At 65.9% G+C, this 25,948-nt stretch carries 26 protein-coding genes and 2 tRNA genes; 11 read left to right on the top strand and 17 right to left on the bottom strand.

Annotated features, from left to right (window positions below):
- Positions 1 to 264: 264 nt before the first annotated feature.
- Complete coding sequence (locus M2320_RS14510; protein ID WP_184429618.1) at positions 265 to 675, bottom strand: MarR family winged helix-turn-helix transcriptional regulator; 411 nt, start codon at positions 673 to 675, stop codon at positions 265 to 267.
- A gap of 185 nt (positions 676 to 860) precedes the next feature.
- On the opposite strand from M2320_RS14510, the gene M2320_RS14505 reads away from it, so the two are divergent.
- From M2320_RS14505 to M2320_RS14495, 3 genes are all read left to right on the top strand, one after another.
- Positions 861 to 1,427 carry a hypothetical protein gene (locus M2320_RS14505; protein ID WP_264597893.1) on the top strand — a complete coding sequence of 189 codons (567 nt, stop codon included), beginning with the start codon at positions 861 to 863 and terminating at the stop codon, positions 1,425 to 1,427.
- 97 nt (positions 1,428 to 1,524) lie between these two features.
- Positions 1,525 to 1,731 (top strand): hypothetical protein, encoded by a 207-nt coding sequence (locus M2320_RS14500; protein WP_184429616.1) that lies wholly within the window; start codon positions 1,525 to 1,527, stop codon positions 1,729 to 1,731.
- A gap of 62 nt (positions 1,732 to 1,793) precedes the next feature.
- A complete protein-coding gene (locus M2320_RS14495; RefSeq protein WP_264597892.1) occupies positions 1,794 to 2,081 on the top strand; it encodes a hypothetical protein in 288 nt (95 codons plus the stop codon).
- Here M2320_RS14495 and M2320_RS14490 read toward each other — a convergent pair.
- The 4 genes from M2320_RS14490 to M2320_RS14475 form a co-directional block, all read right to left on the bottom strand.
- A complete protein-coding gene (locus M2320_RS14490; protein ID WP_264597891.1) occupies positions 2,006 to 2,668 on the bottom strand; it encodes a class I SAM-dependent methyltransferase in 663 nt (220 codons plus the stop codon). The genes M2320_RS14495 and M2320_RS14490 overlap by 76 nt on opposite strands.
- A 13-nt stretch (positions 2,669 to 2,681) precedes the next feature.
- Positions 2,682 to 3,998: a sensor histidine kinase gene (locus M2320_RS14485; RefSeq protein ID WP_264597890.1), complete on the bottom strand. Its 1,317-nt coding sequence runs from the start codon at positions 3,996 to 3,998 to the stop codon at positions 2,682 to 2,684.
- The gene (locus M2320_RS14480) at positions 3,995 to 4,672 is read right to left on the bottom strand and encodes a response regulator transcription factor (RefSeq protein ID WP_264597889.1); all 678 of its coding nucleotides are present in this window, start codon (positions 4,670 to 4,672) and stop codon (positions 3,995 to 3,997) included. The genes M2320_RS14485 and M2320_RS14480 overlap by 4 nt, the downstream gene beginning before the upstream one ends.
- A 68-nt stretch (positions 4,673 to 4,740) precedes the next feature.
- Positions 4,741 to 4,965 carry a hypothetical protein gene (locus M2320_RS14475; protein ID WP_264597888.1) on the bottom strand — a complete coding sequence of 75 codons (225 nt, stop codon included), beginning with the start codon at positions 4,963 to 4,965 and terminating at the stop codon, positions 4,741 to 4,743.
- Positions 4,966 to 5,137: 172 nt separating this feature from the next.
- Here M2320_RS14475 and M2320_RS14470 point away from each other — a divergent pair, with 172 nt between their 5' ends.
- The 3 genes from M2320_RS14470 to M2320_RS14460 are packed head-to-tail and all read left to right on the top strand — an operon-like array spanning position 5,138 to position 9,628.
- A complete protein-coding gene (locus M2320_RS14470) occupies positions 5,138 to 6,232 on the top strand; it encodes an efflux RND transporter periplasmic adaptor subunit (protein ID WP_264597887.1) in 1,095 nt (364 codons plus the stop codon).
- Between the two features lies 1 nt (position 6,233).
- Complete coding sequence (locus M2320_RS14465; RefSeq protein ID WP_264597886.1) at positions 6,234 to 9,341, top strand: efflux RND transporter permease subunit; 3,108 nt, start codon at positions 6,234 to 6,236, stop codon at positions 9,339 to 9,341.
- Positions 9,317 to 9,628 carry a DUF3240 family protein gene (locus tag M2320_RS14460; protein WP_264597885.1) on the top strand — a complete coding sequence of 104 codons (312 nt, stop codon included), beginning with the start codon at positions 9,317 to 9,319 and terminating at the stop codon, positions 9,626 to 9,628. Before M2320_RS14465 ends, M2320_RS14460 begins: the two co-directional genes overlap by 25 nt.
- Positions 9,629 to 9,690: 62 nt before the next feature.
- Here the strand turns inward: M2320_RS14460 and M2320_RS14455 are convergent, their stop codons facing one another.
- On the bottom strand, positions 9,691 to 11,313 hold the full coding sequence (locus tag M2320_RS14455; protein ID WP_264597884.1) for a methyl-accepting chemotaxis protein: 1,623 nt from the start codon (positions 11,311 to 11,313) through the stop codon (positions 9,691 to 9,693).
- A 398-nt stretch (positions 11,314 to 11,711) separates the two neighbouring features.
- Here M2320_RS14455 and M2320_RS14450 point away from each other — a divergent pair, with 398 nt between their 5' ends.
- Both M2320_RS14450 and M2320_RS14445 read left to right on the top strand, forming a co-directional pair.
- Positions 11,712 to 12,599, top strand: a complete 888-nt coding sequence (locus tag M2320_RS14450; protein WP_264597883.1) for an MBL fold metallo-hydrolase — start codon at positions 11,712 to 11,714, stop codon at positions 12,597 to 12,599.
- Positions 12,600 to 12,627: 28 nt separating this feature from the next.
- A complete protein-coding gene (locus M2320_RS14445) occupies positions 12,628 to 12,900 on the top strand; it encodes a hypothetical protein (protein WP_264597882.1) in 273 nt (90 codons plus the stop codon).
- A 25-nt stretch (positions 12,901 to 12,925) separates the two neighbouring features.
- Here the strand turns inward: M2320_RS14445 and M2320_RS14440 are convergent, their stop codons facing one another.
- The 10 genes from M2320_RS14440 to M2320_RS14395 all read right to left on the bottom strand — a co-directional run bounded on the left by M2320_RS14440 (position 12,926) and on the right by M2320_RS14395 (position 23,698).
- Positions 12,926 to 13,360 (bottom strand): hydrogenase, encoded by a 435-nt coding sequence (locus M2320_RS14440; RefSeq protein WP_264597881.1) that lies wholly within the window; start codon positions 13,358 to 13,360, stop codon positions 12,926 to 12,928.
- 114 nt (positions 13,361 to 13,474) lie between these two features.
- Positions 13,475 to 16,672, bottom strand: coding sequence for an autotransporter domain-containing protein (locus tag M2320_RS14435; protein ID WP_264597880.1), 3,198 nt, complete (start codon positions 16,670 to 16,672; stop codon positions 13,475 to 13,477).
- 226 nt (positions 16,673 to 16,898) lie between these two features.
- A complete protein-coding gene (ppk2, locus tag M2320_RS14430) occupies positions 16,899 to 17,825 on the bottom strand; it encodes a polyphosphate kinase 2 (protein ID WP_264597879.1) in 927 nt (308 codons plus the stop codon).
- A gap of 62 nt (positions 17,826 to 17,887) precedes the next feature.
- Positions 17,888 to 19,327, bottom strand: a complete 1,440-nt coding sequence (locus tag M2320_RS14425) for a carbohydrate porin (protein WP_264597878.1) — start codon at positions 19,325 to 19,327, stop codon at positions 17,888 to 17,890.
- Positions 19,328 to 19,339: 12 nt separating this feature from the next.
- On the bottom strand, positions 19,340 to 20,047 hold the full coding sequence (locus tag M2320_RS14420; RefSeq protein WP_184429600.1) for an MgtC/SapB family protein: 708 nt from the start codon (positions 20,045 to 20,047) through the stop codon (positions 19,340 to 19,342).
- Between the two features lie 152 nt (positions 20,048 to 20,199).
- Entirely contained in the window at positions 20,200 to 21,834 is a 1,635-nt protein-coding gene (locus tag M2320_RS14415; protein WP_264597877.1) for an NRAMP family divalent metal transporter, read from the bottom strand.
- A 174-nt stretch (positions 21,835 to 22,008) separates the two neighbouring features.
- Positions 22,009 to 22,206 (bottom strand): hypothetical protein, encoded by a 198-nt coding sequence (locus M2320_RS14410; RefSeq protein WP_264597876.1) that lies wholly within the window; start codon positions 22,204 to 22,206, stop codon positions 22,009 to 22,011.
- A 363-nt stretch (positions 22,207 to 22,569) separates the two neighbouring features.
- Positions 22,570 to 22,645, bottom strand: a tRNA-Asn gene (locus M2320_RS14405).
- A 295-nt stretch (positions 22,646 to 22,940) separates the two neighbouring features.
- Complete coding sequence (locus M2320_RS14400) at positions 22,941 to 23,159, bottom strand: helix-turn-helix domain-containing protein (RefSeq protein WP_264597875.1); 219 nt, start codon at positions 23,157 to 23,159, stop codon at positions 22,941 to 22,943.
- Positions 23,159 to 23,698 (bottom strand): DUF2975 domain-containing protein, encoded by a 540-nt coding sequence (locus M2320_RS14395; RefSeq protein WP_264597874.1) that lies wholly within the window; start codon positions 23,696 to 23,698, stop codon positions 23,159 to 23,161. The genes M2320_RS14400 and M2320_RS14395 overlap by 1 nt, the downstream gene beginning before the upstream one ends.
- A gap of 120 nt (positions 23,699 to 23,818) precedes the next feature.
- Between M2320_RS14395 and M2320_RS14390 the strand changes: the two genes are divergently transcribed.
- Positions 23,819 to 24,418 carry a hypothetical protein gene (locus tag M2320_RS14390; RefSeq protein ID WP_264597873.1) on the top strand — a complete coding sequence of 200 codons (600 nt, stop codon included), beginning with the start codon at positions 23,819 to 23,821 and terminating at the stop codon, positions 24,416 to 24,418.
- A 214-nt stretch (positions 24,419 to 24,632) separates the two neighbouring features.
- On the opposite strand, the gene M2320_RS14385 is transcribed toward M2320_RS14390, so the two are convergent.
- Positions 24,633 to 24,706, bottom strand: a tRNA-Gln gene (locus tag M2320_RS14385).
- A gap of 183 nt (positions 24,707 to 24,889) precedes the next feature.
- Between M2320_RS14385 and M2320_RS14380 the strand changes: the two genes are divergently transcribed.
- Together M2320_RS14380 and M2320_RS14375 are read left to right on the top strand one after the other, a co-directional pair.
- On the top strand, positions 24,890 to 25,411 hold the full coding sequence (locus M2320_RS14380) for a chromate transporter (protein WP_264597872.1): 522 nt from the start codon (positions 24,890 to 24,892) through the stop codon (positions 25,409 to 25,411).
- Positions 25,408 to 25,944 carry a chromate transporter gene (locus M2320_RS14375; protein ID WP_264597871.1) on the top strand — a complete coding sequence of 179 codons (537 nt, stop codon included), beginning with the start codon at positions 25,408 to 25,410 and terminating at the stop codon, positions 25,942 to 25,944. The genes M2320_RS14380 and M2320_RS14375 overlap by 4 nt, the downstream gene beginning before the upstream one ends.
- The last annotated feature ends 4 nt before the right edge of the window (positions 25,945 to 25,948 follow it).

The raw sequence follows: 25,948 nt of genomic DNA, 5'->3' as shown, positions 1-25,948 counted from the left end.
GGCCAGCGACGAAACAAAAGTCGCATCCACAGGCCGGAGACATGACCGCACCCGAAATGTTCATACCACGCCAAGAAAACCCTTGATCTAGGGGCGCCGTCCAGACAGGACAGGAACGCGTTGCGCTCGTTCAGAGAGACCAATTTTGCAAGGCTCTTGGGCGCAACGCGATCCAGTCCCCGGATTCCGCGCCGTTTTCGCTATGGGGGTTCAATAGAACAGGCGTGGCGGAGCGTTGTTGCGCGGCGACAATGAAAGCTTTCGTCAGCCGAAGCGGCCCAACAGCTCCAGCAGCAGCGGCTTCAGCCGGCGGATTTCTTCCCGATGGATGGTCGAGAGCTTTTGCAGCAGCAGACCGGCGCGGTCGGTCAGCGCCAGCAGGGTCTTGCGGCGGTCCGTGTCCGAGGCGCGCCGCACGATCAGGTCGAGCGCCTCGAGCCGGCTGACCAGTTCGGAGGCGCTGTGCGGCTTGAGAATCAGCCGCTCCGCCACATAGCCGATGGTCGCCTGCGCCCCCGGCGCGCCCCGGATCGCCAGCAGCGCCTGGTGCTGCTGCGGCGACAATCCCACCTCATTCGCCCGCGCCTCGCTGAACGCCAAAAACGCCCGCAGCGCCGCGCGGAAATCCGCCAGTGCGGCATAGTCGCGGTCTTCGAGGCCTTTGTGCTCCGTCATTGTCGATCCGCAAATGAATAATGTCGTGACACGATATGAATCGCCGCGTTCCCTGGGAACGAGCACGATGAATCTTACACAAGATTTGACCGCGCGCCAGAAATCGCTTGTCGCATCGGCGCCCGCCGGATGGGCGCCTGTCCCGGCGGCGGTTTTGCCACGCCGCCGGTGGAAAGGAGGGCGCGATGACCGATGAATATCCCGAAACCCTGGCGCTTTGGCGCTGCATCGGCTGTGGCGCCATGGGCAATGCCGCGGAATGCGCCGGGTCCTGCGCCTTCGCAAAATCCTTCGTGGTCGAGGCTGCGCGCTACGCCGATCTGCTCGAGCATTTTGACGCCTTGCGCGCGCGGGTGGAGGCGCTGCGGTCTTGGGCGCTGGACCTTTGCGCGACCGAGGGATTCAGCGCCCTGGCGGGTTTGCGCTCGGGCGCGAAAACGCTGCTGGCGCCTGTTGCGGCGCCCCCGCTTTTTGCGGGCGACGAGGAGGGCGCCGAAATCTGGCGCTGCGCAACCTGCGGCCAGGTCGAAGCGTTTCGGGATTGCCTGGGCGTCTGTATCCGGCGCTCCGGCGCATTCGTCGAGACCTCGGATTGCGCGCTTCTGGCCGACGAGATCGCGCGTCTGGAGGCGGAGCGCCGCGGATTGGCGGCGCTGGCGCGGCAGGTCGCCTGGTCGTCGCCCAAACCGGGGCAGGGCGAGGCGATGCGGCTGGCGTTCAGGCGTGAGGCCGCCCGATTGGTGGTGGTCTGATCCCTGGGGCCGGGCCTGGGTCATCCGTTTGTACCATTTGCATTTTTAGCTAAATGTCGTATCCCGACACAACAATCCCGGTTCTGGAGGCGTTGCAATGCGTCTGGTCGCTCTGCGAGTCCATGATTGGAAGGATGTGAAGACCGCGGCCGATCGCCTCTATTTGAAAGGCCGGTCCTATGTGCTGCAGCTCTCGGAACGCGTTCATGGGCCGACGCCGCCGCGCATCATGAGCATGGCCGACATCGCCTGCTGGTTCGATGACCACCCGGAACAGATCATGGCGGCTGTCGACGGCGCCTGACGGATTTTCCCAAACGACGGCGCCTCTCGTGCTAGACTCGCGCGGAATGGGGGGAGCCGAACATGTCGGACAGACGCGAATTGTACCGCAGCTCGAATGGCGACGCGTGGTTTTTGGCGCGCGACGCCGAAGAGCGGGTTTTCGTCATTCATGAGCCGAATGCGCCCTCGGGCGGCCGGGCGTCGCAGATCGAACTGGGGGCTTTTCTGCGCGAGGGCGCCAATGGTCCCGAACATCAGGCTTTGCGTCGGCTGATCGGAACGCTGGTCGATGCTCATCCCTTCGCCGACAGGAGCTGGCGCGCGGCCAGCGTCTCCTTCGCCAGCGGGCGTTTCCGCGCCACAATGTAGGGGCCGTGCGGGTTCTGGCCGAACACGCGCTCCTCCGCAATGTCGAAACCGGCGGCGCTGATCGCCTGACGCAATTCGCTCCTGGTCAGCGCCCGCGCCTTTGGAAACAGTTTTGCCGCACGCAGGATGCGGAACAGGGCGCGTAGCGGGAGACTCATCTCCGCGAAACACCAGGTTTTTGAGATCAGCAGGCCATCGGGTTTGAGATTGGCGTGGATCGCAGCGAGCAGTTGCGAAACGTCGTCGACCAGATGCAGCAGCTGAAAGGCGCAGATCGCGTCATAGGGGCCGCCGTCGAAAGCGCTTTGTGCGTCGGCGAGGATGAAGCGCAGAGTGTCCGGCGCTTGTTTCGCCCGGGCGATGCGCAGCATTTCAGGCGAAAAGTCGGTCGCGGTCCAGGAGGCGGCATAGGGCGCGAGGCGGATGGCCGTCGAGCCCGTGCCGCAGCCGAGCTCCAGCACGCGATCCGTCGGTTTCAGGCGGCTGGCGGCGTCGGCGAGCATGGCGTCATAGGCCGCCACGTCCTTGATGGGCCGCGCGGCATAGCGTTCGGCGATTCCGTCCCAAAAATTTGCGGGGCTGGCCATGTGCCTCACTTTCTCAGCTATTTGTCCGCCGCGCCTGCGCAAAATCGAGACGCGCGGCGACGCCCATTTCGGGCACATGGGTCCAGGCGAAGCGGCCGTCGTGGATTTCGGCGATGCGCCGGACGATCTTCAGGCCCAGGCCCGGCCGTGACGTTTCCGGCGCGGGAGGGGTTCGGCCGTCGTCGAGCACGGAAAAGGTCGCGCCCGGCCCCGCCTCGACGCGGATGGTTGCGCCGTCCGGCGCATGGCGGGCGGCGTTTTCGATGAGATTGCGCAAAGCGTTCTCGACCAGCGCCTTGTGGCCCTCAAAAATCTCGGCGCCCGCGTCGACGAATTCGATGCTTTTTCCATTGGCGTAGACCAGGCCGGCGAGGTCGCCGACCACCTGTTCGGCGAGCCGCGCCGGATGGATCGTCTCCTTGGCGGAGAGCGCTGCGCCTTCGAGCCGCGCCAGATCGGTGAACTGCTCGACGAGATGGTTGAGGTCGCCGAGGTCCTGCTCGACTTTTCGCGCGCGCGGATCGGGGATTTTTTCCAATTCGAGCTGCGCTACGGCGAGCGGCGTGCGGACCTCATGGGAAATGGCGGAGGTCAGCAGTTTTTGCGAGCGCATCAGTTCGACCACGCGGTCGAAGGAGGCGTTGACCGCCTGGGTGAACCGGGCGATCTCGCGGGGCATGGCGGCGCTCGGCAGCCGCTCCGGCGACTTCAGCGGATCGAGCCGCGCCACCTGGTCGGAGGCGCGCGCCACCGGACGCAACGCCTGGGCGATAGAAAAAATGGTCGCGCCCAGGACGAAAATCAGCATCAGGCTCATGGGCAGCGCCATATGTTCGAACACCTCATGGGCCAGCACCTCCTCGGTGACGCCGTCGGGGTCGCCGAGAATGGCGATCTCCACCATCACTGGTTCGGAGCCGGTCTCGACGATGCGCCCGCCGGCGACGTGAAGCGGGCGTCCCGGCTTGATCTCCTGCATCCAGAAGCTCACCGGCTTGACGTCCATCGGCAGGAAATGCGTTTTGCACTCGCAATTGGCGTAGAGCAGCGCCCCCGACTTCACGGTTCGTACGCGCACGAGATAGCCATTGGCGGCGTCCTGGTAGCGCGCGCGCCGGTCCGGCGGCAGGCTGTAGGCGAGCGGCCCGTCCGTGCTGGCCACCCCCTTGGCCAGCGCCCTCGTCTCCATCTCGATGGCGAGACGGCCGAGATTCTGGGTGTCGGACGATGTCTTGGAGAAAACCCCGGCCAGTTGCGCCAGCATCGCCAGCCCGGCGAAAAAGGCGATGCGCCTCACCACCAGGGCCATGAGCGACGGCGCCTGGGTCACGCGCCGATCTCGCGCAGCAGGTAGCCGATGCCGCGAATCGTCTCGATCGACGCGGCCGCGGAAAAGCCGTCGAGTTTCTTGCGCAGCCGCGACATGGCGAGGTCGAGCGCATTGGTGGAGAGTTCGTCGCCGAATTCCGACAGCGCGTGTTCGAGCCGGCTTTTCGGCGTGACCCGGCCGACGTCGCGCATCAGGACCTCGACAATGGCGCGCTCGCGGCGGGTGAGGGCGATCTCGTCGTCGCCGCAGCTGAGCACGCCGCGCGCGGGATCGAAGCGCAGATGTCCGGCGGAGAGGACGACCGGGGCGGTTTCGGGCGCGCGGCGCAGCAGGGCGCGGCAGCGGGCGAGGAATTCGCCGTGGTTGAAAGGTTTGACCAGATAATCGTCGGCGCCGGCGTCGAGCCCGGCGATGCGCTCGTCAATGGCGGCGCGGGCGGTCAAGGCGAGGATCGGGGTTTGCACGCCGTTGCGGCGGGCCTCGCGGATCAGGTCGAGCCCGTCGCCGTCGGGCAGGCCGAGGTCGATCAGCAGCAGTTCGAACGGCGTGGTGGCGATGGCCTCGCGGCCGTCCCGCGCGGTTTCGAACGCGTCGATCCGCCAGCCGGCGCGGTGGACGCTTTCGGTCAGCAATTCGCGCAGGCGGGGGTTGTCCTCGATCAGCAGCAGTCTCATCTGGCCGGGCGGCTCCTCATCTCGCCATTATCTCACCCTGGCGCGCGGGCGGCCAGCCCGGTTGCGCGTCAGCGTTCGACGCAGCGGTTATAGTCGCTGTAGCAGCTGTTCAACTGCCACATCCGGCGCGGCGAGGGGCCGAACTCCTGGACGCAACTCCACTTCTTCCTTTCGCAGACGTCCGACTGCTCGGCGCGGAACTGGCGATCCAGGCCGCCCGCGGCGGTCGCCGCGCCGAGGCCCGCTGTCTGCAAGGTCGCGCACAAGGCGATGAGCAACAAGGTCTTTTTCATGGTCCCGACTTCTTCGCGCGGCGCATTTCGCCGCGTGAACAGGGTGCGCCTGGGAAGCTGTCATCTTTCTGTCAAGACTTCAGAATGCGGCGCGCGCCGCTGCGCCCCCGCCTGACAGCGAAATGACAGACGCGGCGTGGGAAAAGCCCGGGAACGAATTGGGATTTTGGTGATGTTGACAAGCGATCGGCGCCGCAATGCGTGGCGCATCTGTCTTTGGCTTGCGGCCGGCTTGGCCGTGTGGTTCGGCTCCGACCTGTCGCTCGCCGCGCAGGAGATCGCGCGGGAATTGGCGATCGCGCCGGAGCAGATGCCGCAGTTCGACGCCGGCGCCGCCGAGGTGCGCGCCGCGAAAAAGAGCATTGTCGCGGCTTTGCCGGCGACCATCATTCCGCCGATGAACGCGCGCATCGCCGTGGCCGCGCCCTTCGCCGGCACGGTGGTGAAAGTCAATGTTCTGCCCGGGCAGGCGGTGAAGAAGGGCGATGCGCTGGTGACGCTCGCCAGCCGCGATCTCTCCGAAACCATCGTGCGGCTGAAGCAGGCGGAGGCCGATCTGCTGGCGGCGGAGGTGTTGTTGAAGCGCCAGCGCGAATTGTTTCAAAAGGACCTCGTCACCGCCAACCGGGTCGCCGAGGCCGAGGCGCAGGTGGAAAAAGTGCGCGCCCTGGCGCAGGAGACGCGCCGCCTGCTGGCCATGGGCGCGATCCAGCAGAATTCCGGGGGCTACAGCCTGACTGCGCCCGAGGACGGACGCATCGTCGAGGTGCGCCCGACGCCGGGCGCCGCGCTCCAGGCCATGGAGGCCGCCGTGCTGCTCGACGCCAGCGACCAGCTCTGGGCGCAGGCGCAACTGCCCGGCGCCATGGTCGGCAAGGTCGCCGTGGGCGACAGGGTCGAATTGCCCCAAGGCGATTCGGGAAAAGTGATTTCGGTCGGGATTTCGCTCGATCCGGTGACGCGCTCGACCACACTGCTCGCGGAAATTTCCGCCAAGGGCGACCTGATGACCGGGCAGACCACGACCATCAGCGTGGTGCGGCCGGGCGCCGCGCGGGAATTCGAGATCGCCGCCGACGCCATCGCCTGGATCGGCGGAAAACCGTTCGTGTTCATCCGCGGCGAGAGCGGGTTCGCGCCGGCGCAGATCGCCATCAAGGGCCGCAACGCCGATGTCGCGACGGTGGAATCCGACGCGCTGAAGCCGGGGCAAAAACTTGCCACCAATGGCTTGGCGCAGCTCGAACATATGATGTCCGGAAACTAGAATGCTGCGCCGCCTCGTCGAATTCTCGCTGTCGCAGCGCCTGTTCGCGCTGCTGGTCGCCGTGCTGGTCGCGGGGGCCGGCGCTTACGCCTTCCTGCGCATTCCCATCGACGCCTTTCCAAATATTGCGCAGGTGCAGGTCAAGATCATCTTGAAGGCGCCCGGCATGACCCCGGCGGAGGTCGAGACGCGGGTGGTCGCGCCGCTGGAAATGGAGCTGCTCGGCATTCCGCGCAAAACCATTTTGCGGTCCTCGGCCAAATATGCGATCGCCGACCTGACCGTGGATTTCGAGGACGGGACCGACATTTATTGGGCGCGCCAGCAGGTGGCCGAGCGTCTTGCGGCGGCGCGTCCCGACCTGCCCGAGACGATTTCCGGCGGGCTCGCGCCGATTTCGACGCCGCTCTCCGACGTGTTCATGTTCACGGTCGAGGGCGAGGGCGTGTCGCTTGCGGAGCGGCGCACCTTGCTCGACTGGACCATCCGGCCGGCGCTGCGCACCATTCCCGGCGTCGCCGACGTCAATGCGCTCGGCGGCCATGTCCGCGCCTTCGAGGTGACGCCGGATGCGCGGCTGCTCGCCGCCGCCGGCCTCAGCGTCGCCGATCTCGTCGCGGCGATTTCCGCCAACAACCGCAATGATGGCGCGGGCCGGCTGAGCGACGGCGAGAAGGCGCTGGTGGTGCGCTCGGAAGGCGCGATCCAGACGCCGGGCGATCTCGAACAGATTGTGTTGAAGACCGAGAAGGATCGGGTTTTGCGCGTCGGCGACGTGGCCCATGTCGCGATTGGCGCGCTGACCCGCTATGGCGCCGTCACCCAGGATGGCAAGGAGGCCGTGCAGGGCCTGGTCATCGCCTTGCGGGGCGCCGACGCCAGCGCCGTGGTGAAGGCGGTGCGCGAGCGGCTGGAGGAACTCAAGGGGAGTTTGCCGCCCGGCGTGACCGTCAATGTGTTTTATGATCGCGCCGACCTGATCCAGGGCGCGGTGGGCACGGTGAAGAAGGCGCTGGTCGAGGCGACCGTGCTCGTCGTGATTCTGCTGCTGCTGTTTCTTGGCGACTTGCGCGCGGCGGTCGTCGTCGCTGTCACCTTGCCGATGGCGGCGCTGGTGACGTTTCTGGTCATGTCGGGGTTCGGCATGTCGGCCAATCTGATGAGCCTTGGCGGGCTCGCCATCGCCATCGGCCTGATCGTCGACGCCGCCGTGGTGGTGGTCGAGAACAATGTCGAGCGGCTGGGGGCCGATCGAAAAGGCATTTTGCCGCGCCTGCATCTGATCTTCGAATCCACGGCGGAAGTGGCGACGCCTGTCGCCGCCGGCATTATCATCATCTGCCTGGTGTTCCTGCCGCTGCTGTCGCTCCAGGGCCTGGAAGGCAAGATGTTCGCGCCGGTCGCGCTCACCATCGTCTTCGCGCTGAGCGGCTCGCTGCTGCTGTCGCTGACTTTGATCCCGGTGCTGTCGTCGCTGGTGCTGAAAATTTCAGGCCATCGCGAGCCGCTGCTGATGCGGCTGCTGACGCCCGCCTATCGCAAAATCCTCGCCTTTTCGCTGAAGCGGCCGCAGCCGGTGATGGCGCTGGCGGTCGCGGGGCTGGTGGCGGCGGTGGTCGGCTATTTCGCCGTGGGCAAGACCTTCATGCCGACCATGGACGAGGGCGCGATCATTCTGCAGACAACAAAACTGCCGTCGATCAATCTCACGCATAGCGCCGAGCTGGATCAAAGGATTCAGAAGGCGCTTTTGGAAAAGGTTCCGGAGGTCGAGCGCGTCATCACCCGCGTCGGCGCCGACGAACTGGGCCTCGATCCGATGGGGCTCAACGAGGCCGACAATTTTCTCGTGCTCAAGCCGAAGGACCAGTGGCGCGTGCGCGACAAGGACTGGCTGCTCGGGCAATTGCGCGACGTGCTGGCCGGCTTTCCCGGCGTCGAATTCGCCTTCACCCAGCCCATTGAAATGCGCACCTCCGAAATGCTGACGGGCTCGCGCGGCGATCTGGCGATCAAGATCTTTGGGCCCGATCTCGCCACGCTTTCCGATCTCGCCACCCGCATCAAGGCGACATTGCTGAAAGTGCCGGGCGCGGCGGAAGTGGTGACGCCGGCGGCTGGTTCGGTCGACTATCTGCAGATCAAGCTCGACCCGCTGGCGCTCGGCCGCGCCAAATTGTCGGTGAGCCGGGTGCAGGATGAATTGCGCGCGCTGTTGGAGGGTGCGCAGGCCGGCATTGTTCTCGAAGGCCATCGCCGCACCCCGGTGCTGGTGCGCGGGCCCAAGGAGGTGCGCGAGTCCCCCGAAGATTTCGCGCTGATGCAGATCGCCGCCGGCGACGGCGGCGTGGTGCGCGGCGGCGATGTCGCGCAACTCGCGCGCACCTCCGGGTTTGTGAAGATCGACCGCGAGGACGGCTCGCGCTTCGGCCTGGTGCAGGCCTATGTCAGTGGCCGCGACCTCGTCGGTTTTGTCGCCGATGCGCAAAAGGCGGTGGCGGCGCAGGTTCCATTGCCGCCCGGCTACCGTCTGGTCTGGGGGGGGCAGTTCGAAAACCAGCAGCGCGCCGCCGCGCGGCTCGCCATCGTCATTCCCATCGCGCTCGGGCTGATTTTTGTCGTGCTGTTCGCCACGCTCGGTTCGGTCAAACATGCGCTGCTGGTGCTCGGCAATGTGCCCTTCGCTCTGGTGGGCGGTATGATCGGGCTGTGGATTTCGGGCGAATATTTGTCCGTGCCCGCTTCCGTCGGCTTCATCGCCCTGCTCGGCATCGCCGTGCTCAATGGGCTGGTGCTGGTGAGCTATTTCAATCAGCTCCTGGCGGTCGGCGCGACGCTTGACGTCGCCGTGTTCGAGGGCGCCGTGCGCCGGCTGCGTCCGGTGCTGATGACGGCGAGCATCGCCGCGCTCGGCCTTGTGCCCTTGCTGTTCGCGGATGGGCCGGGGTCGGAGATTCAAAAACCGCTGGCGGTCGTGGTGATCGGCGGCCTGATCACCTCGACGCTGCTCACGCTGGTGCTGCTGCCGATCTCGTTCCGGCGCTTCGGCGGGTCCGCCTCACCGGCGCAAATTCGGAAAGCCCAATGGACCGAGACCTCTGCAAACTGACCCTCGTCTATCCCGTCGCGGCCGAGGATCGGATCATCGATGTTCTGCTGGACGCCGAGCCGTCGCTGCCGGGCTTCGTCAGCTGGCGCGCCGAGGGTCATGGCGGCGGCTTCGACAAATGTTCGGCGCGCGAAAAGGTGCGCGGGCGCATCGAGCGCGGCATGCTGGTGATGGTTTTGGCGCGCGCGCGGCTGGACAGCCTGCTCGCCGATCTGCGTGAAAACTGCGCCATCCCGCATCTGGCCTATTGGGTTGAGCCGGTCGAGCGTTTCGGCGCCTATGCTTGACGCGCGGAGAGCGCCGCCGACATCGCGTCGGGCGGCGCTCCCCTCAGGTTCTTAGGCGTCTGTCACGCGGCGCGGACTTCGCGCAGAAACGTTTCGCATTCGACGCGCAGGCGCTCGGTCTGCTCGGCAAGTTGCGACACCGCCCGCAGCGTTTCTTCCGCGGAGACGCCGGTGTGCTGCGACGCCGTCTGCACCTCGTCGATGATGCGCGCGAGATCGCCCGCGAGTTTCGAGGTGTCGTGAACGTTGCGGGCGATTTCCGTGGTCGCCTGGCCCTGCATTTCGATCGAGCCGCCCACCGATTCCGCGATGCCGTTGACCTCGTGCGTGGCGCCGCTCATTTCCAGCAGGCGCGCGCTCGCTTCCTGCGAGGCCTGTTGAATGGCGGTGATTTTCACGGAAATGTCGGCGGTCGCCTTCTGCGTCTGATCGGCCAGCGTCTTCACCTCCGAGGCGACCACGGCGAAGCCGCGACCGGCCTCGCCGGCGCGCGCCGCCTCGATCGTCGCGTTCAGCGCCAGCATGTTGGTTTGCTCGGCAATGCCCGAGATCAGCTCCGTCACCCCGCCGATGGAGCTGATGATCGAATCGAGCTCCTCCATGCGGGTCTGCGTCAGCGCCGCGACCTCGGCCGCGGCGGAGGACACGTCCCGCGCCCGCGCCATTTGCGAACCGATTTCTTCGGCCGAATGCGACAGTTCCTCCGCCGCCGCGGCGACCGACTGGACGTTCTGCGAGGTCGTCATCGCCGCCGCCGAGCCCTGTTTCGCCTGGTTGCCGGCGTGACGGGCGTTCTCGACCAAGGATTGCGCCACCGCCTCCATTTCCTGGGCGGAGCTGGCGACGCTGCTGACCACCGCGCCGACGGCGTTTTCGAAATGCTGCGCCAAAGCGAGCATGTCCTCGCGGCGGGCCGCCGCGGCCGCCTGGCGTTGCTTTTCGCGCGCCGCCTCTTCCTCGCGCGCGAGTTCCGCCGCCTTGACCTTGAATTTTTCCACGGCGCGGGCGATGCCGCCGATTTCGGTCTTGGCGTCGAGACCGGGGAGGACGACGCTGAGATCGCCTTCGGCCAGTTTCTCCATGGCCGCGGAGGCGCCGCGCAATTGCTGCGAGATCGACCGGGCGATCAGGAAGGCGACGCCGCACAGCAGGAGCAGCAGCGGGCCGATGATCAGAGCGAAATGACGGAACACGCCGAGCACTTCGCCGCGCAGGTCGTCGGTATAGGCGCCGGAGCCGATGTAGAAGCCCAGTTCGGGGAGCGGCGCCGCATAGCTGAATTTTTCCGAGCTGGCGGTTTCGCCGGGCTTGGGCCAGGAATATTCGACCTTGCCGCTCTCGCCCTTGCGCGTCATGGCGAGCAGGTCGTTGAAGAAATAGCGTCCCTGCGAATCCTTGATCTGGTCGAGGGGCTTGCCTTCGAGCTGCGGCGTGGTCGGCAGCAGGCGCGCGGCGCCGTCGAGATTCTGGATGAAATAATAGCCGTGCTCGCCAAAGCGCGCGGGACGCAACAGCTCCACCACGTCATTGGCGGCGGCCGCGCCATTGCGCTTGTACATGCCGCGCGCGATCGAGGCGGCGGCCTCGACCTCATGTCGCAGCTCATTTTCCCGCGCTCCGTAAAGCGCCGAATTGAACTGGACGAGCGCGACGCCCGCGCCGATCAGCGTGATGATGATGGACATGACCCCAAGCGCCATCACCATTTGCACGACGGAAATTCGTTCACGAAGTCGATTGAACGACACCTGCTTTGCTCCGTTTTCAAAGGGATTTGACACAACCCACCGCGCTTCCCAAACACGAAGCGGCGTCGCATGCTTTCGTCGTCCCGCAGTCTTGCGCGTGAAACCGGCTGCGTGACGGCCCTGCGGTTTGCCGCAGGAATGCGATGAATGAATATGCGTTTGATAAACTTGCGTAAAACTGACGTCTTTCCGTTAGCGGAGATCTCGCTTTATTTTCATGGGACTACACTTGAACTTGGCAATAGGGGCGCGAGCGTCCTCAGCGGCAGGCCGCAGGAACCCGAATTCGGGGGACGCGTTGTGATATTCGCCGATTGGAATATAATGGTTCCGCCATGACCGAGCCGATGCGGATCAGCGCCTTTTTCGACGAGACCAGCCATACTGTGTCCTATCTCGTCGTCGACCCGGCGACGCGCGCCGCCGCGATCATCGACGCGGTGCTGGACTACGATCATCGCGCCGGGCGCGCCGACGTGACTTCCGCGGGGCGCATTCTGGCCGTTGCCGAACAGCTTTCGGCCAGGGTCGAATGGGTGCTGGAAACCCATGTTCACGCCGACCATCTGACCGCCGCGCCCTGGCTCAAGGCGAAGACCGGCGCCAAGACCGGCATCGGCGCCGAGGTCGCACAGGTGCAGAAAATCTTTCGGCCGGTTTTCGACCTTGCCGACGTTTCGCTCGACGGCGCCGAGTTCGACCGGCTGTTCGCCGATGGCGACCATTTCGCCATCGGCGGCCTCGACGTCGAAGTGTTGCACACGCCGGGCCATACGCCGGCCTGCGTGTCCTACCGGATCGGCGACGCGGTTTTTGTCGGCGACACTGTGTTCATGCCGGATTATGGCGCCGCGCGCGCCGACTTTCCCGGCGGCAGCGCCCGCGCGCTCTACCGCTCGATCCGCCGGCTGCTGGCGCTGCCGCCTGAAACCCGCATGTTCCTCTGCCACGATTACAAGCCGCCGGGCCGGGACCATTTTGTTTGGGAGACGACCGTCGCCGCGCAGCGCGCGGAAAATGTGCAGGTCCATGACGGCGTGAGCGAGGAGGAGTTCGTCGCGATGCGGCACAAGCGCGACGCCGAACTCGCCGCGCCCGAATTGTTGCTGCCCTCGATCCAGGTGAACATCAGGGCCGGGCGGTTTCCGCGCGCGGAGTCGCAGGGCGCGCGGTTCCTGCGCATTCCGGTCAAGCTCGCGCCGGAGCTCGACGCGGTCGTTTAGGGGCGAGTTCATTCGAGGAGGACATGTCATGAAGATCGTTTTGATGGCCCTTTCCGCCGCCGCGCTGATTGCATCGCCTCCGCTGGCGCAGGCCCAGCGCGGACCGGTCGCCAGCGCTTGCGCCAGCGACATTGAGACCTATTGCAAGGGCCTGCCCCATGTGAACCGGAGGGTTCGTGAGTGTCTGGTTCAAAACAAGGACAAGGTCTCCGCCCCCTGCAAGCAGGCGCTGGACAGCACGGGCGGCGGGCGCGGCTGCGGCCCTGGCGGCGCATGCGGAGGCGCGGGCCAAACGCAATAGACCGCGACGGGACAAGTCCCGGTCGTCAACCGGGGTCGCGCGGCGCCGATTTGCGCAAGCCCCAGAGCGCCAGGAGCGAGGCGCTCACCATGGCGAGCCCGACCGTGGCGAAGCCGGCCGTGACCAGGCCCTCTTGCCAGGGCTGTGCGCCATGGCCCGCCGCGGTGATCGGCGAGAGCGCGGCCGTTCCTATGACCGCCGCGAGGGTGGTGAACGCCCAATTGCCATAGGCGCCATAAAGGAAGGTCCAAAACGTGAGCGCCTTCTGGCGCGCGGTCAGCCGAATGTCCGGCCAGATCGCCCCCAGCGCGACCAGGAAGGCGCCGTTCATGACGCCTTCAAGGTGGGCGGCCAGTCCCATGCGAGGATTGCGAAACTGGCTTTCGACCAGGCCGGTCAGCAGGCCGAGCAGAAACAGAAGCATGGCGTGCCAAAGCAGGCGCCGCTTGACCTCGTCCATTGTTGTCCCCGCGCGCAGGTTTCTTGAGATGAATCTAACTCGAAACGCCAGCGCTGGCGGGAAAAAGTGAACCGCCGGCCCGGGGGCCGGCGGTCGTTCTTGCAGGCGGTGTGCTTAGAACGCGTAACGCGCGCCGATCTGGCCGCCGTAATAGGAGACTGAGGGGGCGAACTCGCCGGTGAATTTGGCGAACACCGAAAGCGGGCCGCCATTGGTCAGGTCCACATTCGCCTTGACCTGGGCGAGATTGGCCGCGGCGCGCGGGCCGGCCACGGTGAAGTCGGCGCCCGGCAGCGCGATCAACTGGCCGTTGACGTTGCGGTCGGTCGAAAACTCATGCACCCAGGCGAGACTCAACGAGGGCAGGGCGGTCACGCCATTGCCCAGCGCAGCGGCGCCGGAGAGCTTGAAGCCGAGGAACAGGGGCGCGGAAAGCGTGGTCTGCGCATTGGTCGAGAGCTGGAACGGGCTGGTCCCGCCGGTCGCGACCGTCTCCGTATAGGCGCCGCTTTGCAGCGAGGCGATTTCGGCGGCGACGAACGGCGTGACCTGATAGTCGCTGAAGTTGAAGACCCGGCCGAGCTCCAGGCGGGTGCGCGCTTCCCACGAGGAATAGGAGGCGTTCAACTGCTGGCTGGCGAGGCCGCCGAAGCCGCTGACCCAGCGCTTGCCGCGGTTGCTGTTGACCGAAAAGGTCTCGGAGCCCTCGACATAATAGCCGTTGCCGAGCAGGGCCGCCGTGTAGAGGCCGGCGTTGAAGGCCGAGACGTCGCCGGAGGACGCCAGCGAAGTGTTGTAGTGGGAGGCGCCGCCGCCGAGCGCCACGCCGAGCAGCCAGTTCGGCTGGATGAGATAGTCGAGACCGGCGAGGCCGCCATAGGTCGCGCCGTCATAGGAGGGGCGGCCGCCTTCGGCGCCGATATTGGCGCCGCCGCCGAGGAACGCGCCCCACATGCGCCAGTCGCGGGTCGGCGCCGGATCCTTGAGCGAGATCGGCCCCTTCTTCGGCTCGCCCGCATAGGAGAGCACATGCGAGACGCCGGTGGTGTCGGGGCCGGCGCCCATCAGGCCGAAGGTCGCCTGGTTGGCGATGGCGTCGGCGACGCCCGCGCCCTGCTGGAGCGCCGCGACCGTCGCCCCGGCGCGGCCCGCGCCGCCCAGCGCGTCAAACGTCGAGCCGGTGGCGCCGCCGGTGATCAGGCTTTTGTAGAGGCCGCTGGCGTCCTTGAAGCCCGGCGCATTGGCCGAGGCGTCGATCGCAGCAGCCACCGCGCTCTGGTTGTGCGTCTGCGCGACGCCCACCATATTGGAGGTCAGCTTCAGGTCGAGCTCGCTGTTGTTGACGGCGAGATTGGCCTTTTCATAGGCGAGCGCGGCGCCGGTGACGGCGACCGAGCCCAGCGAGACCGCCTGTCCGGCGTCGGCCTGGACCAGCTTGTAGGTTCCGGGCAGAGCCGCCGTATTGCCCAGGGCGACGGCGGCGCCGTTTTGCAGCGTCACCGCGCCGCCCTTGACCGTGAGCGCCGATTTGGTGTCGGTGGTCAGCGACGACCCGCTCTGGAAGGTGAGGTTGCCGGCGATCACGCCTGCGCCGCCGAGCGCGCCGCCATTCGCCACGGTGACGTCGGTGTTGACCTTGTCGGTCGAGGCGAGCGTCAGCGCGCCGGTGACGCCGGAGAAATAGCCGGCGGCGTCATAGAGGTTGATGCGGGTCCAATAGCTGAGCTGCGTGCCGTAAAAAGCTTGCAGCGCCTGTCCCTCCGTATTGGCGATGATCTGGTTGATCGTGCCGGTGGTCAGGTCGGCGAGGGTTCCGGAGGTTCCGCCGGTCACCGCATTGGCGAGCGCCTGGGCCTGCGCATTGCCCTGGCCGCCATAGAGCGTGGCGAGCAGGATCGCGGCCGTGTTGCCCTTACCGTCGTTCAGTTCGCGCGGCGCCTGCGCATAGGAATAGGTCGGCATGCCATAGGTCATGCGGTACTGGTAGATCGCCGCATTGGTGGCGCCCTGCGACGCATAGGTCGAGGTGGAATAGCTGTTATAGGGATTGGCTGCGGCGCAGGCGGCGAGCGATCCGCCGCAGCCGCCGGTCTGGGTGTTGAGATAGCCGTTGAGCGATTGCGCCGCGCTGACGAATTGACCGTTGAGGTTCAGCACGGTCGTGCTGCCGTTGGCGTTGGTGTAATAATAGGGATTGGTCGCCTGCGTCGAGCCCGTCGCGGCGGTGGCGCTCAGCAATTGCACGAGATTATATTGCACGAAGGCGCGGCTGGCGACGATGTCCAGCGGATAATGCACGCCCAGCGCGATGCGGCTGTTGCCATATTCGGAACCGCTCAGGATCATCGACTGGAAGTACTGGGGCGTCAGCATGCCGACCAGAATCGAATCGGTGAAGGCATAAGTCGTGTGGCCGCTGGGGAAGGCGGGATTGGTCGTCAGACCGGTGATGGCGTTCGGGTCGAATTGCTTGATGCTGTTGGCCGCGACCTGCACGGGGCGCGAATCGCCGTAAATGTTCTGGTTGGTCTGCGTGTTGTTCACGCCATAAGCGACGTCGTAAACGCTGTTGGTGGTGTTGGGCAGGCCGTTCGCGCTCGGAATGGAATAGCCCGCCGGGGCGACCGCCGTGCTGGTTCCGTTGGTGGTGCCGTTGGCGAAATAGAATTTGGCGACGCCGAGATCGGTGGAATTGAAATTATAGGCGTTCGCCAGAAGATTGACGACGTTCTGCGTCTTGTAGGCGCCGGTCAGCGCCGGGTTTGCGGTCGCCGTGCTGGTCGCCGTCACGTAGGAGCCGTTGGCTGCGGTCGAGGTGACCGCATAGGGGCTCACCGCCGTCTGGTAGGCGGCGCCGAGGCTGCCGAGACCGCCATAGGTCTGGTATCCCGCGATCGTCCCATTGACATTGGTCTGGGTCAGGTTGCCGCTGCCGCTGAAGGCGACGCCGTTCTGGATCGCCTGCGTGGGCAAGCCGCCCGCCAGATTCGCGGCCGGGCCGTAATAGGACAATACGTTGTTCGACAGCGTGATCGAACCCGACGCGGCGCTGAAGATCGTCTTCTCGCTGATGGCTTCGGCGGCGTAGACGCCGGACGCCGCCGCCGTATTGTTGGTGGCGATCGTCCCCTGCAGGTTGGCGCTCAGGGTCGACGCGCCGACCTGCGACGCGTTCAGGCTCAGGAACGGCGACAGCAGATTGAGCACTGTGGCGTCGGAGGCGGTGATCACCGTCGACGCCGCGGCGGCGGGCGAGGCCGCCAGACCGGCGGCAAGAATGAGAGTCAGAGAGGAAATGTCAGCGCGACGCATCAATAAAGCCCCGATTCAAGCTGTTGCACTGGGGCTGACGTTTAGGGATGGCGCATACCGCCTTTACGACAAGTTTGATAAGTGGGGTAATTTTCCGGTCCTGTTGCGCTGCGGCAACAGCTAAGCTCAAGCCAGGACTTCGAAGGCGTCAAACGGCCGGCGGGGAGGGGCGCCGGCCGTTCTTCCTCGGCGCCGGCGCCGAAGCGCCGGCTCGATCTGGCTTCGGCTAAAAACGTTTCGGCACGTGCATCTCGTCGGGGATGGGCGTGCGGCAATAATCGGGGTGATGGGTGCGCGCCGGCAGTTCGACCTCGGGGCGCACCACCTCTTGATAGGGGAATTGCGTCAGCAGATGCGAGATGCAATTGAGGCGCGCGCATTTCTTGTCATTGGCTTCGACGATCCACCAGGGCGCCTCGGGAATATGGGTGTGCTCCAGCATGGATTCCTTGGCCTTGGTGTAGGCCTCCCAGCGCACCCGCGATTGCAGGTCCATCGGCGAGAGCTTCCATTGCTTCAGCGGATCGTGGATGCGCATCTCGAAGCGGAAATGCTGCTCGTGGTCGGAGATCGAAAACCAATATTTGATGAGTTTTATGCCTGATCGCACCAGCATGCGCTCGAATTCGGGGGCGCTGCGGAAGAATTCCTCCACGTCGTCCTCGGTGCAAAAGCCCATCACCCGCTCGACGCCGGCGCGGTTGTACCAGGAGCGGTCGAACAGAACGAGTTCGCCGCGCGCGGGCAGGTGGGGCGTGTAGCGCTGAAAATACCATTGGCCCTTTTCGCGCTCGCTCGGCGCGGGCAGGGCGACCACGCGGCAGACGCGCGGATTGAGGCGCTGGGTGATGCGCTTGATCACTCCGCCCTTGCCGGCGGCGTCGCGGCCTTCGAAGATGATGACGGCCTTTTCGCCTTTGGTTTGAATCCAGTCCTGCAGTTTGACCAGCTCGCGCTGCAGCCGGAACAGCTCCTTGAAATAGACGGAGCGCTTGAGGGTCGAGACCTCGGGATGGTCGCTGGCGTCGTCGAGCAGATGGGCGAGACGCTCGTCGTCGATTTCCTCCTCGAGCTCTTCATCGAAACTGTCGAGCATTTCCGCGCGGATGCGCGCGGCATTGTCCTGCCTCGTTGGATTGCGATCTCTGGTCATTGCTTCTCTCTGGTCGATGCGGCCAAGCTCATCATCGGCAGATTACAAATGAATGACGGGCGCTAATACTGAATCGTCGTGCGCAGGCCGACCACCAGGGCGTTGGGAATGGGCCGCAGCGGTTCGTTCGGCTCGGGCGCGCCGCCCCCGGGGTGGATCACATATTGCAGGCTTGGCTGCACCAGCAGGCCCGTCGCCGCCTTGATGGAATAAGTGGCTTCGAGGACCGACTCGAAGCTGCGCGCCGGCCGCGCCTTGCCATAAAAGCAGGCGTCGAGATCGGCGGCGCGCGCGGCGGGACTGATCCGCGCCAGCGTTGCGAGAAAGGCGAACTGGTCGTCGGGACGATCCGGGACCACGCCCTGGAAGCTCACGCCGCCGTCCGCGTAGAAATCGATGATGTTGCGGTCCGGCGGCGTCCAGGCGATGCGGCCGAAGGCGAACACGCCATCGTCCGTCTTCCCCGGCTTTCGCCAGACCTGCTGGTCGACGACGCCATAGACCGCGAAATCGGTGCTGTGCTGAAGCGGCGGGCCGGCGTTCGGGTCCCAGATCGACAGGCCGTTGCGGGCGAAACGTTCGTCGGCGAACCGGCCAAAATGTTTCCAGGCCCCGAGGCGCAGCGTTCCCGGCGGCAGAGGGCCGGTTTCCGCGCCATATTTGAATTGCGCCTCGCCGATGGCGAAGGGCGCGTCGGCGATGCGGAAGTCGAGGCCGTAGGGGTTGCGCTTCTGCGGATCGCCGGGACCGGGACCGGCGGGATCGCCGTTGAACACGGCGGCGAGCAGAGTGACGTTGTCAGTCGCCGTGAATTTGACCCGCGCCGCCGGGGTGGCGAAGGGATAGACGATTCCGCCGCCGGGAAGGTTGGCGGTCGCGATCGGCGGCCAGCCGAACGTTCCGCCAATGCCGATGCCGAGATAGGGCGTGAGGAAGAATTCGCCGTCGACCGCGAGTTGGCCGACGCGCAGCGACAGCCGGTCGGTGAGTTTTTGTTCGACCCAGACTTCGTTGAGCCGGGTCGTGGCCAGCGCCTCGATGTCGGACACCGCCGCATAGGAGCCGATGAAGGCGCCGGTCAGGCCGACGCCGTGGATCTGATAGGTCGAGAGCTGGAACAGCGCGCCCTTCCAGCCCGTGAGCGCCTCGGGATCGAAATTGGCCACCGCCTGGAGGCGGCCGATATAGGCCGGACCCGTCTTCAAGCCGCCGGACACATTCGCCATGGGATCGGACTGGTAGGTAAAGGCGAAGGCCAGACCCTTTTTCGCCAGAGCGGGCCGCAGCCCGTTCCAGCTCGCCAGCGGCTCCGGCAGCAGCGCGCCGATCGACTGCTGGCCGATATTGGCGGCGGCCGACAGCGGCGTGTTGACGTCGTCGGCGGGATCGCGCGGCGCGGCTTCTTGCGCCGAGGCGGCGGTCGCCCCGAGCGCAAGGACGAGCGCCGCCTCACGCCAGCCGCGGCAAAATTGAAAACGGCTGCGCCGGGTGAAAACGATCATCATGCGTCTCGATTATTCTTCTGCGTTCGACGACCAGCTCGCATGCGAGACGCGCGGCGAAGCCGCGATTTTTTCCGCCGCCGCGTCCAGTTCCGCCGGCTCGACCGCCGTGCTCACCAGCGTGGCGACGACCTCGGTGATCTCATCGGAGCGTTCGACCACTTCGACGTCCCGGATCGGATAGCTGGCGGCCTCCAGCACGTCGATGACGCAGTCGCGCACCTCGCCGACATGTTCGGCTTCGGTCATCACATGCACTTCATAGGTGGCTTCCGACGTCCGCTCGTCGAAGGGCGCGCGGTTGATGGCGTCCACCAGCGGACGCAGCAGCGTATTGCCGGCCAGCACCGCCGCCGTGACCACCACCGCCTCGACGACGAGGCCATAGCCCGCCAGCGCGCCGATCGCGGCGGAGCACCACAGCGTCGCGGCGGTGTTGAGGCCCCAGACCTTGCTGCCGTCCTTCATGATCGCGCCGGCGCCGAGAAAGCCGATGCCCGACACGACATAGGCGGCGATCTGCGCCGCGCCGGTCGGCCCGTTGATGCGGCAGCCCAGCGAGACGAAGGTCGCCGCGCCCACGGCGACCAGCACATTGGTGCGCAGGCCGGCGCTGCGCTGGCGGTATTGCCGTTCCGCGCCGATCAGGGTCGCCAGCACGAAGGCGACCGCGACGCCGATCGTCAAATCCATGGCCGGGCCGATGTCGAATTTGATCATGGTTCTGTTCCGAAGGTCGGGCGAGATGCGCGCAAGGCGGCGTTCCCTCGGCCTCGCGGCCGCAGGTCGCCATGCGCTGTCCATGTTGCAGTTGGATGACAGCCGGAGCGTCTCCGGCTGTCGGGTTCAGAGTTTTGAGGGCTCCGCCCGCGTCACTGCGCGGTGAGCGCGAGCATCACGATCCGCCACAGCACCAGTCCGCCCGCGATGACCAGGTAGAGGCGCAGCACGATCATCCACAGGCGCGAGGTCTTGGAGAGCTTCGCCGGCGGCAGTTTGGAGAGCGGCGGCATCCGCCAGGCGGCGCGCAGTTCGGGATCGATTTTCTTCACAATTTCCCCCTTGGTCCTCAGGGCGACAGTCGCCAGGGCGCCGAGCAGGACCAGGACGCCGCCGCCGCCAAGGATCGCCAGGATGACATTTTCGTCGGTGGCGTCCGGCAGCATCACGGACGCGGTCAGGATGATCGACAGGATCACCAGCACGCCGATCACCGCGCTGGTGAAGACATTGAGTCCGCGTCCGTTGACCCAGGGCCCGAGCACGTCCTTGTCGTTGCACAGCAGCAGCAGGAACACGGTGGCCGACGGCAGCAGCACGCCCGCGAGCGTCTGCACCGCATTGGTCAGCAGGCCGAGCGGCGCGCCGGGGGTGAGGACGAGACCGGCAGCGAGGACGATCAGGCCGAAGTAGACGACATAAAAGCCTTTGGCGTCCGAGGGTTTCCTGTGCAGCGAATGTTTCATCGACAGCACGTCGCCGAGCGCATAGGCCGTGGACAGGGACACGGCGGAGGCGCCGATGATGCAGGCGTCGATCAGGGCGAGCGCGAACATCACGCCGACCGCGCGTCCCGCGGACTGCTGGAGGCCCGCCGCGACCGCGCCGGCGTCGGTGAAATTGCCGAACTCCGGCTTGCCGGCGAAAGCGGCCGCGGTGAAGGCCATCATCGCGACCGCGCCGACGATCACCAGCACGATGCCGAGCCACAGATCGGCCCTTTCATAGGCCATGAAGCGCGGCGTGATGCGCTTGTCGATCACATAGCTCTGCTGGAAGAACAGCTGCCAGGGCGCGACGGTGGTGCCGACAATGGCGATGATCAGCAGCATCACGTCGCTGAGCTTGGCGCCCTCCGGCAATTGCGGCGTGACGAAATCACGCGCGATCTGCGCCATTGGCGGATGGATCGCCAGGAACACCGGAATGAGCAGCAGGCTGCCGGCGACCAGCGCCATCGAGAAACGCTCGAAGCGGCGGAAATCGCCGGTGCTCGCCGCCGCCATGATCAGGATCGCGGACAGCGACACGCCAAGCGCCTTGGAGACGCCGAGATAGTCCAGCGCCAGGGCGATGCCGATGAATTCGGTGACGATGGTCAGCGCGTTGAGCAGGAACAGGTCGATGACCGAAAACGCGCCCCAGAATTTGCCGAAGCGCTCCAGGATCAGCCGGGCGTGGCCGACGCCGGTGACCGCGCCCAGGCGCAGAACCATCTCCTGGTTCACATAGAGCACGGGGATGAGCAGCAGCAGCGTCCACAACAGGGTCGTGCCGTAGTTCTGGCCGGCCTGCGTGTAAGTGCCGAAGGCGCCGGCGTCATTGTCGCCGACCATGACGATCAGGCCGGGACCGATGATGGCGAGCAGGGTTTGCAGGCGATGGTGCCAGCTTTGGCGCGGGCCGTTGTCGTGATGCAGGATGGTGCCGAAGGCGCCGCGGATGTGGCCGACATGCTTGTCGTCGAGCACGGCGCCGGCGTTGGGCCGATCGATGGTGGCGTTCATATTCGTCTCCTGGCGGCTCGCCACGGCGCCGGCCAGGAGCGACGGAGGTCGCTACGCGCCGAAGCCGCGCCGAGGGCGCGCCTTTTGTCTTGCGATTGAGATTTTCAGGGGATCCGCCTTCCCGCGCGGGGAGGCGGAGCGACTAGGGCCGTCGTTCAACAGGGTCTCCAGGGTTCAGGCGGCGAACCGCGATCGGGACGAGGGAGGCTCCGCGCCTTGCAGGCCGGTATCGGCGGTTTCGGGGCGCCAGCGCGCGACCAGTCGGCCGGACGCGTCGCGCGTCCAGCGGCAGGTCAGGCGCGGTTTTACGCCCGCGCATGCGGAGCGTAAGGGGCGACGCAGGTCGCCCTTGCGGGGGAAATTTACAATCATGTCTCGCCTCCGGCTGTCGGGCCGGACGGCGAGCGACACGGGCGTTAACGCCTGGCGTCCCTCACGCGGCCGGCGCCGCGAGCCCTTCACGATGTTGCAGCGAGGCTTTCCCGCATTGCGCCGGGATCGCTCCGCCTGAGGGGGTACTGCCCATGTGTCCTTGACTGGGTTGGGAAAACGACGCGCCGATGGCCCGCCGATGGGCGTGCCTTTGCTCCCGAATATTTCCGCTGTCAAGGGGGAGGTCCAGGCCGCAACCTCCGGTCCTGCTGGGGGAATTGGGCTGTTTTCGGACTGGTTTCGGCGCGAAGCGACGCCTGCCGGCCTGCGCCTGGCGGGCGCTTTTTGGTTTTTGTGTTGGAATGGCTCCCTGAGCAGGACTCGAACCTGCGACCCAGCGATTAACAGTCGCTTGCTCTACCGGCTGAGCTATCAGGGAATGGACGTTGCCTAACCGACGGAACGATCGGGGTCAACCGGGGAAGGCGCCATCGTCACAAGTTTGACACAAGCATCGGGCATATAGACTGCAATTCCAAGGCGAGCTCGGATGTACAGACGCCCTTGGAGCAGAGGCCCCGCACGGTGAAAACCGATCGCGGGGTTTTTTCATGCGCGCGCGATTCGGCCGGGAGGCGCGCAGAGGGCTGGCGGCGGGCGTGTGGCGCGACCGTCGTTTGAATCAACCGCCGCGAAACGCCATCGCAGATCAGCAAGCGCTTTCCGAGCAGATGTCATTCCCCCGCCGGTTCTGGACGATATTCGAGGAGATCGCCAGGCTGGCAGTCCAGCTCGGCGCAAATCCGTTCAAGCGTTTCAAAGCGAACGCCTTTCACCTTGCCGGATTTCAGCAGCGACAGGTTTTGTTCGGCGATCCCGATGCGGGCGGCGAGATCGCGCGAGCGCATCTTGCGCTTGGCGAGCATGACGTCGAGGTTGACGATGATCGGCATCAGACGATCTGCGCGTGATCTTCGGCCATTTCGGCGGCCGCAATAAACACTTCGCCCAGCGCGATGGCGATGGTCCCGGCGAGCAGGCCGAAGAAGAACAGCGAGGGAAAGCCGATCGACAGCAGCCGATGCCCCGCGCCCAGGTTGAGCGACAGGATCAGCGCTTCCAGCGTGTGGTCCAGCACCGCCGCCGCAGCGGCGCCGATCAGGCAGAAGCCGGTCCGGCGCAGCCACAGGGCCGGCTCGGCGGCGAAAATGCGGCCCGACAAAAACACGCCGAACAGCCGCCACAGGCAGTAGAGCGCGGCGAGGCCAGCGCCGGCGGGCAGCAGGTTCGAGGCGAAGCCCGCCACAAGCTGCGAGTCCGAAAAGCCCCCAAAAACCTCGCCCCAGATCAGGCGCGCATTCAGGGCGACCTTATCGGGATGGGTCCAATGCCAGAGGGTGACGCCGACGATCCACAGCGCGCAGGCGGCGGCGAGCGCGCGCGCCATTTTCGAAATGCGGGCGATCCGCCGGCTCGGTTCATTCACGGTCATGTCGGTCTCCAGCTCGACGCGGCGGCTCGGTTCCGCAGCGTAGGCCAATATTGACGCGATAATTTTTTAATGTCAAACATGAAAAATATCATCTGAAAGCGTAGGTGTTTCATGAAGAGAATGGCTCGCATTTCCGCGCTCGCGCTCACCGGCCTCTTGCTTTCCGGCTGCTGGCATACGCCGATTTCGGCCTTGGCGCGTCTGAGCAAGGTCGACGCGCTCGCCCTCGATCCCGGCGCGCTGCGGCTCGCGGCGCGCGCGCCGGACTGGCTGGAGGCGGCTCCGGGTCACGTCCATCTGAAGGCGACGCTTCACGCCGGCGAAGCCGACGAAAAGGAGATCGTGTTCGATCTCGTGGATAAGACGACGCCGGCGGATTTGCGCGCGCTCTCCGGCGAGGCGCGCGCGGGATCGCATCTCGTCGTCTTCGCCGCGAGCCCCGCCGACGCCGCGCGCATCGGCGAAATCCAAACCCGCGCCCGCGCCGATAAGGCCGCAGGCGTCGCGCACAAGGGAAAGCTGCAGTTTTACGCGGAGCCGTGCCGGCGCGGCGATCCGCCGCCCGGCCCGGCCATGGTCGATCTCTATCTGAAGCTCGGCGCCAACGAGGATTTCTTCAAAGTCTATCAGGACGTCGACCTGCGCGATCCCGATACGCTCGGCGGCGAGCTCGAGAGCGCGATTCCCCTTTGCGGCAAGCTGACCCAGCGCGCCAGATGAGGATGTGAGCTCACGCGGCGGGTCGCGGTTGACGCCGTCTCCGCCAAACACGGCGCGCCTTTGTGGTCCCATCGATATCTGGCCGACATCCAGGATGTATGTCCTGGCATCATGGACGTCGCCGCCTGCTGCCACACCAAGGGGGTGAGGACGAGCGAGGCCGTGCGACTGTCGGGCGCGCTGGCAAGAAAAGCCTTCAGATTTAGGGAGGGGTTGGCTGGGGAACCTGGATTCGAACCAAGATTAACGGAGTCAGAGTCCGCTGTTCTACCATTGAACTATTCCCCATCGTCGCTGGCCGTTGGCCGCGTCGAGGTGGGTTCAGATAGCCAAGACCGCGACGATGCGCAAGCGTAAAAATATCGCTCGACGCCACCTCTCGTTGAAAATCGTCCCTCGCCCTTTGACAGCAGGCGTCGCGCCCGCCACTTTGCCAGCCCAATCGGCGCAAGCCGCTTGAGGCGGCGGACCATGACCCGAATCGACCTCTTCCTCGGCTTCCTCAAACTCGGCGCCATCGGATTCGGCGGCGTCGGGCCTTTGACCCGGCGAATCGTCGTCGAGGAGCGGCGCTGGCTCGATGAGGCCGAATTCGCCGCGCTGCTCGGCCTGTGCCAGGCGCTTCCCGGCGCCAATGTCTGCAATTTCGCCCTCATGCTCGGCGATCGCTTTTGCGGGCCGAGCGGCGGGCTTTGCGCGCTCGCCGGGCTGCTCGTCGCGCCGCTCGCCTTTCTGCTCGTCATCGCCAGCTTTTTCGCCGCCTTCGCCCATCATCCCGATCTGCGCGCCGCCCTGGCCGGCGCCGCCGCCGCCGCGGCCGGGCTCGCCTTGGGAACGGCCTTGAAAATGCTTAAAAATTTGCCGCGGACGCCGCTGCTTCTCGGCGTCGCGGCGGTCGCCTTTGCCGCCGTCGCCCTGGCGCGGCTGCCCTTGCCGCTGGTGCTCGGCGTGCTCGCGCCCGCAAGCTTCTTTTTCGGGCGGGGGCGGTCGTGAATGATTTGGCCTTCCGCATCTTTTTGCGATTCGCCGGCCTGTCGCTGCTCGCCGTCGGCGGCGCCGCCGCCGTGCTGCCCGAGGCGAATCGGCAGTTGGTCGAGGGCGAACATTGGTTCTCCGCCCAACAATTCGCCGAGATTTTCGCCATCGCCCAGGTCGCGCCGGGGCCGAACGTGATCGTCTTTCCGCTGTTTGGCTGGACCCTCGCGGGCTGGTCGGGTTTTTTGGCGGCGACGCTCGGCATTCTCGGGCCGTCCTCGATTCTGGCGCTGGGTCTCGCCCGCACGTTGCGCCGCAATGCCGAGGCGCCCTGGCTGAAGCGGTTGAAGGGCGCGCTGATTCCGCTGGCTGTGGGCTTGATGGCGGCGAACGGCTATGTGCTCGCCCGCGCCGCCGACGCCAATCTGTTGTTGGCCTGCGTCACCTTTGCCGCCGCCGGCTTTGTCGTCTATTCCTCACGCAGCCCGCTCTGGGCCATGGCGGCTGGCGCCTTTTTGGCCGTGGCCGCGGGGCGGTTGGGATGGATGTGAAGGG

It is taken from the genome of Rhodoblastus acidophilus (assembly GCF_025961575.1).
Classification (GTDB): Bacteria; Pseudomonadota; Alphaproteobacteria; order Rhizobiales; family Beijerinckiaceae; genus Rhodoblastus; species Rhodoblastus acidophilus_C.
Note: the sequence above shows the minus strand (reverse complement) of the source record. Positions and strands in the feature narration are given on the sequence as shown.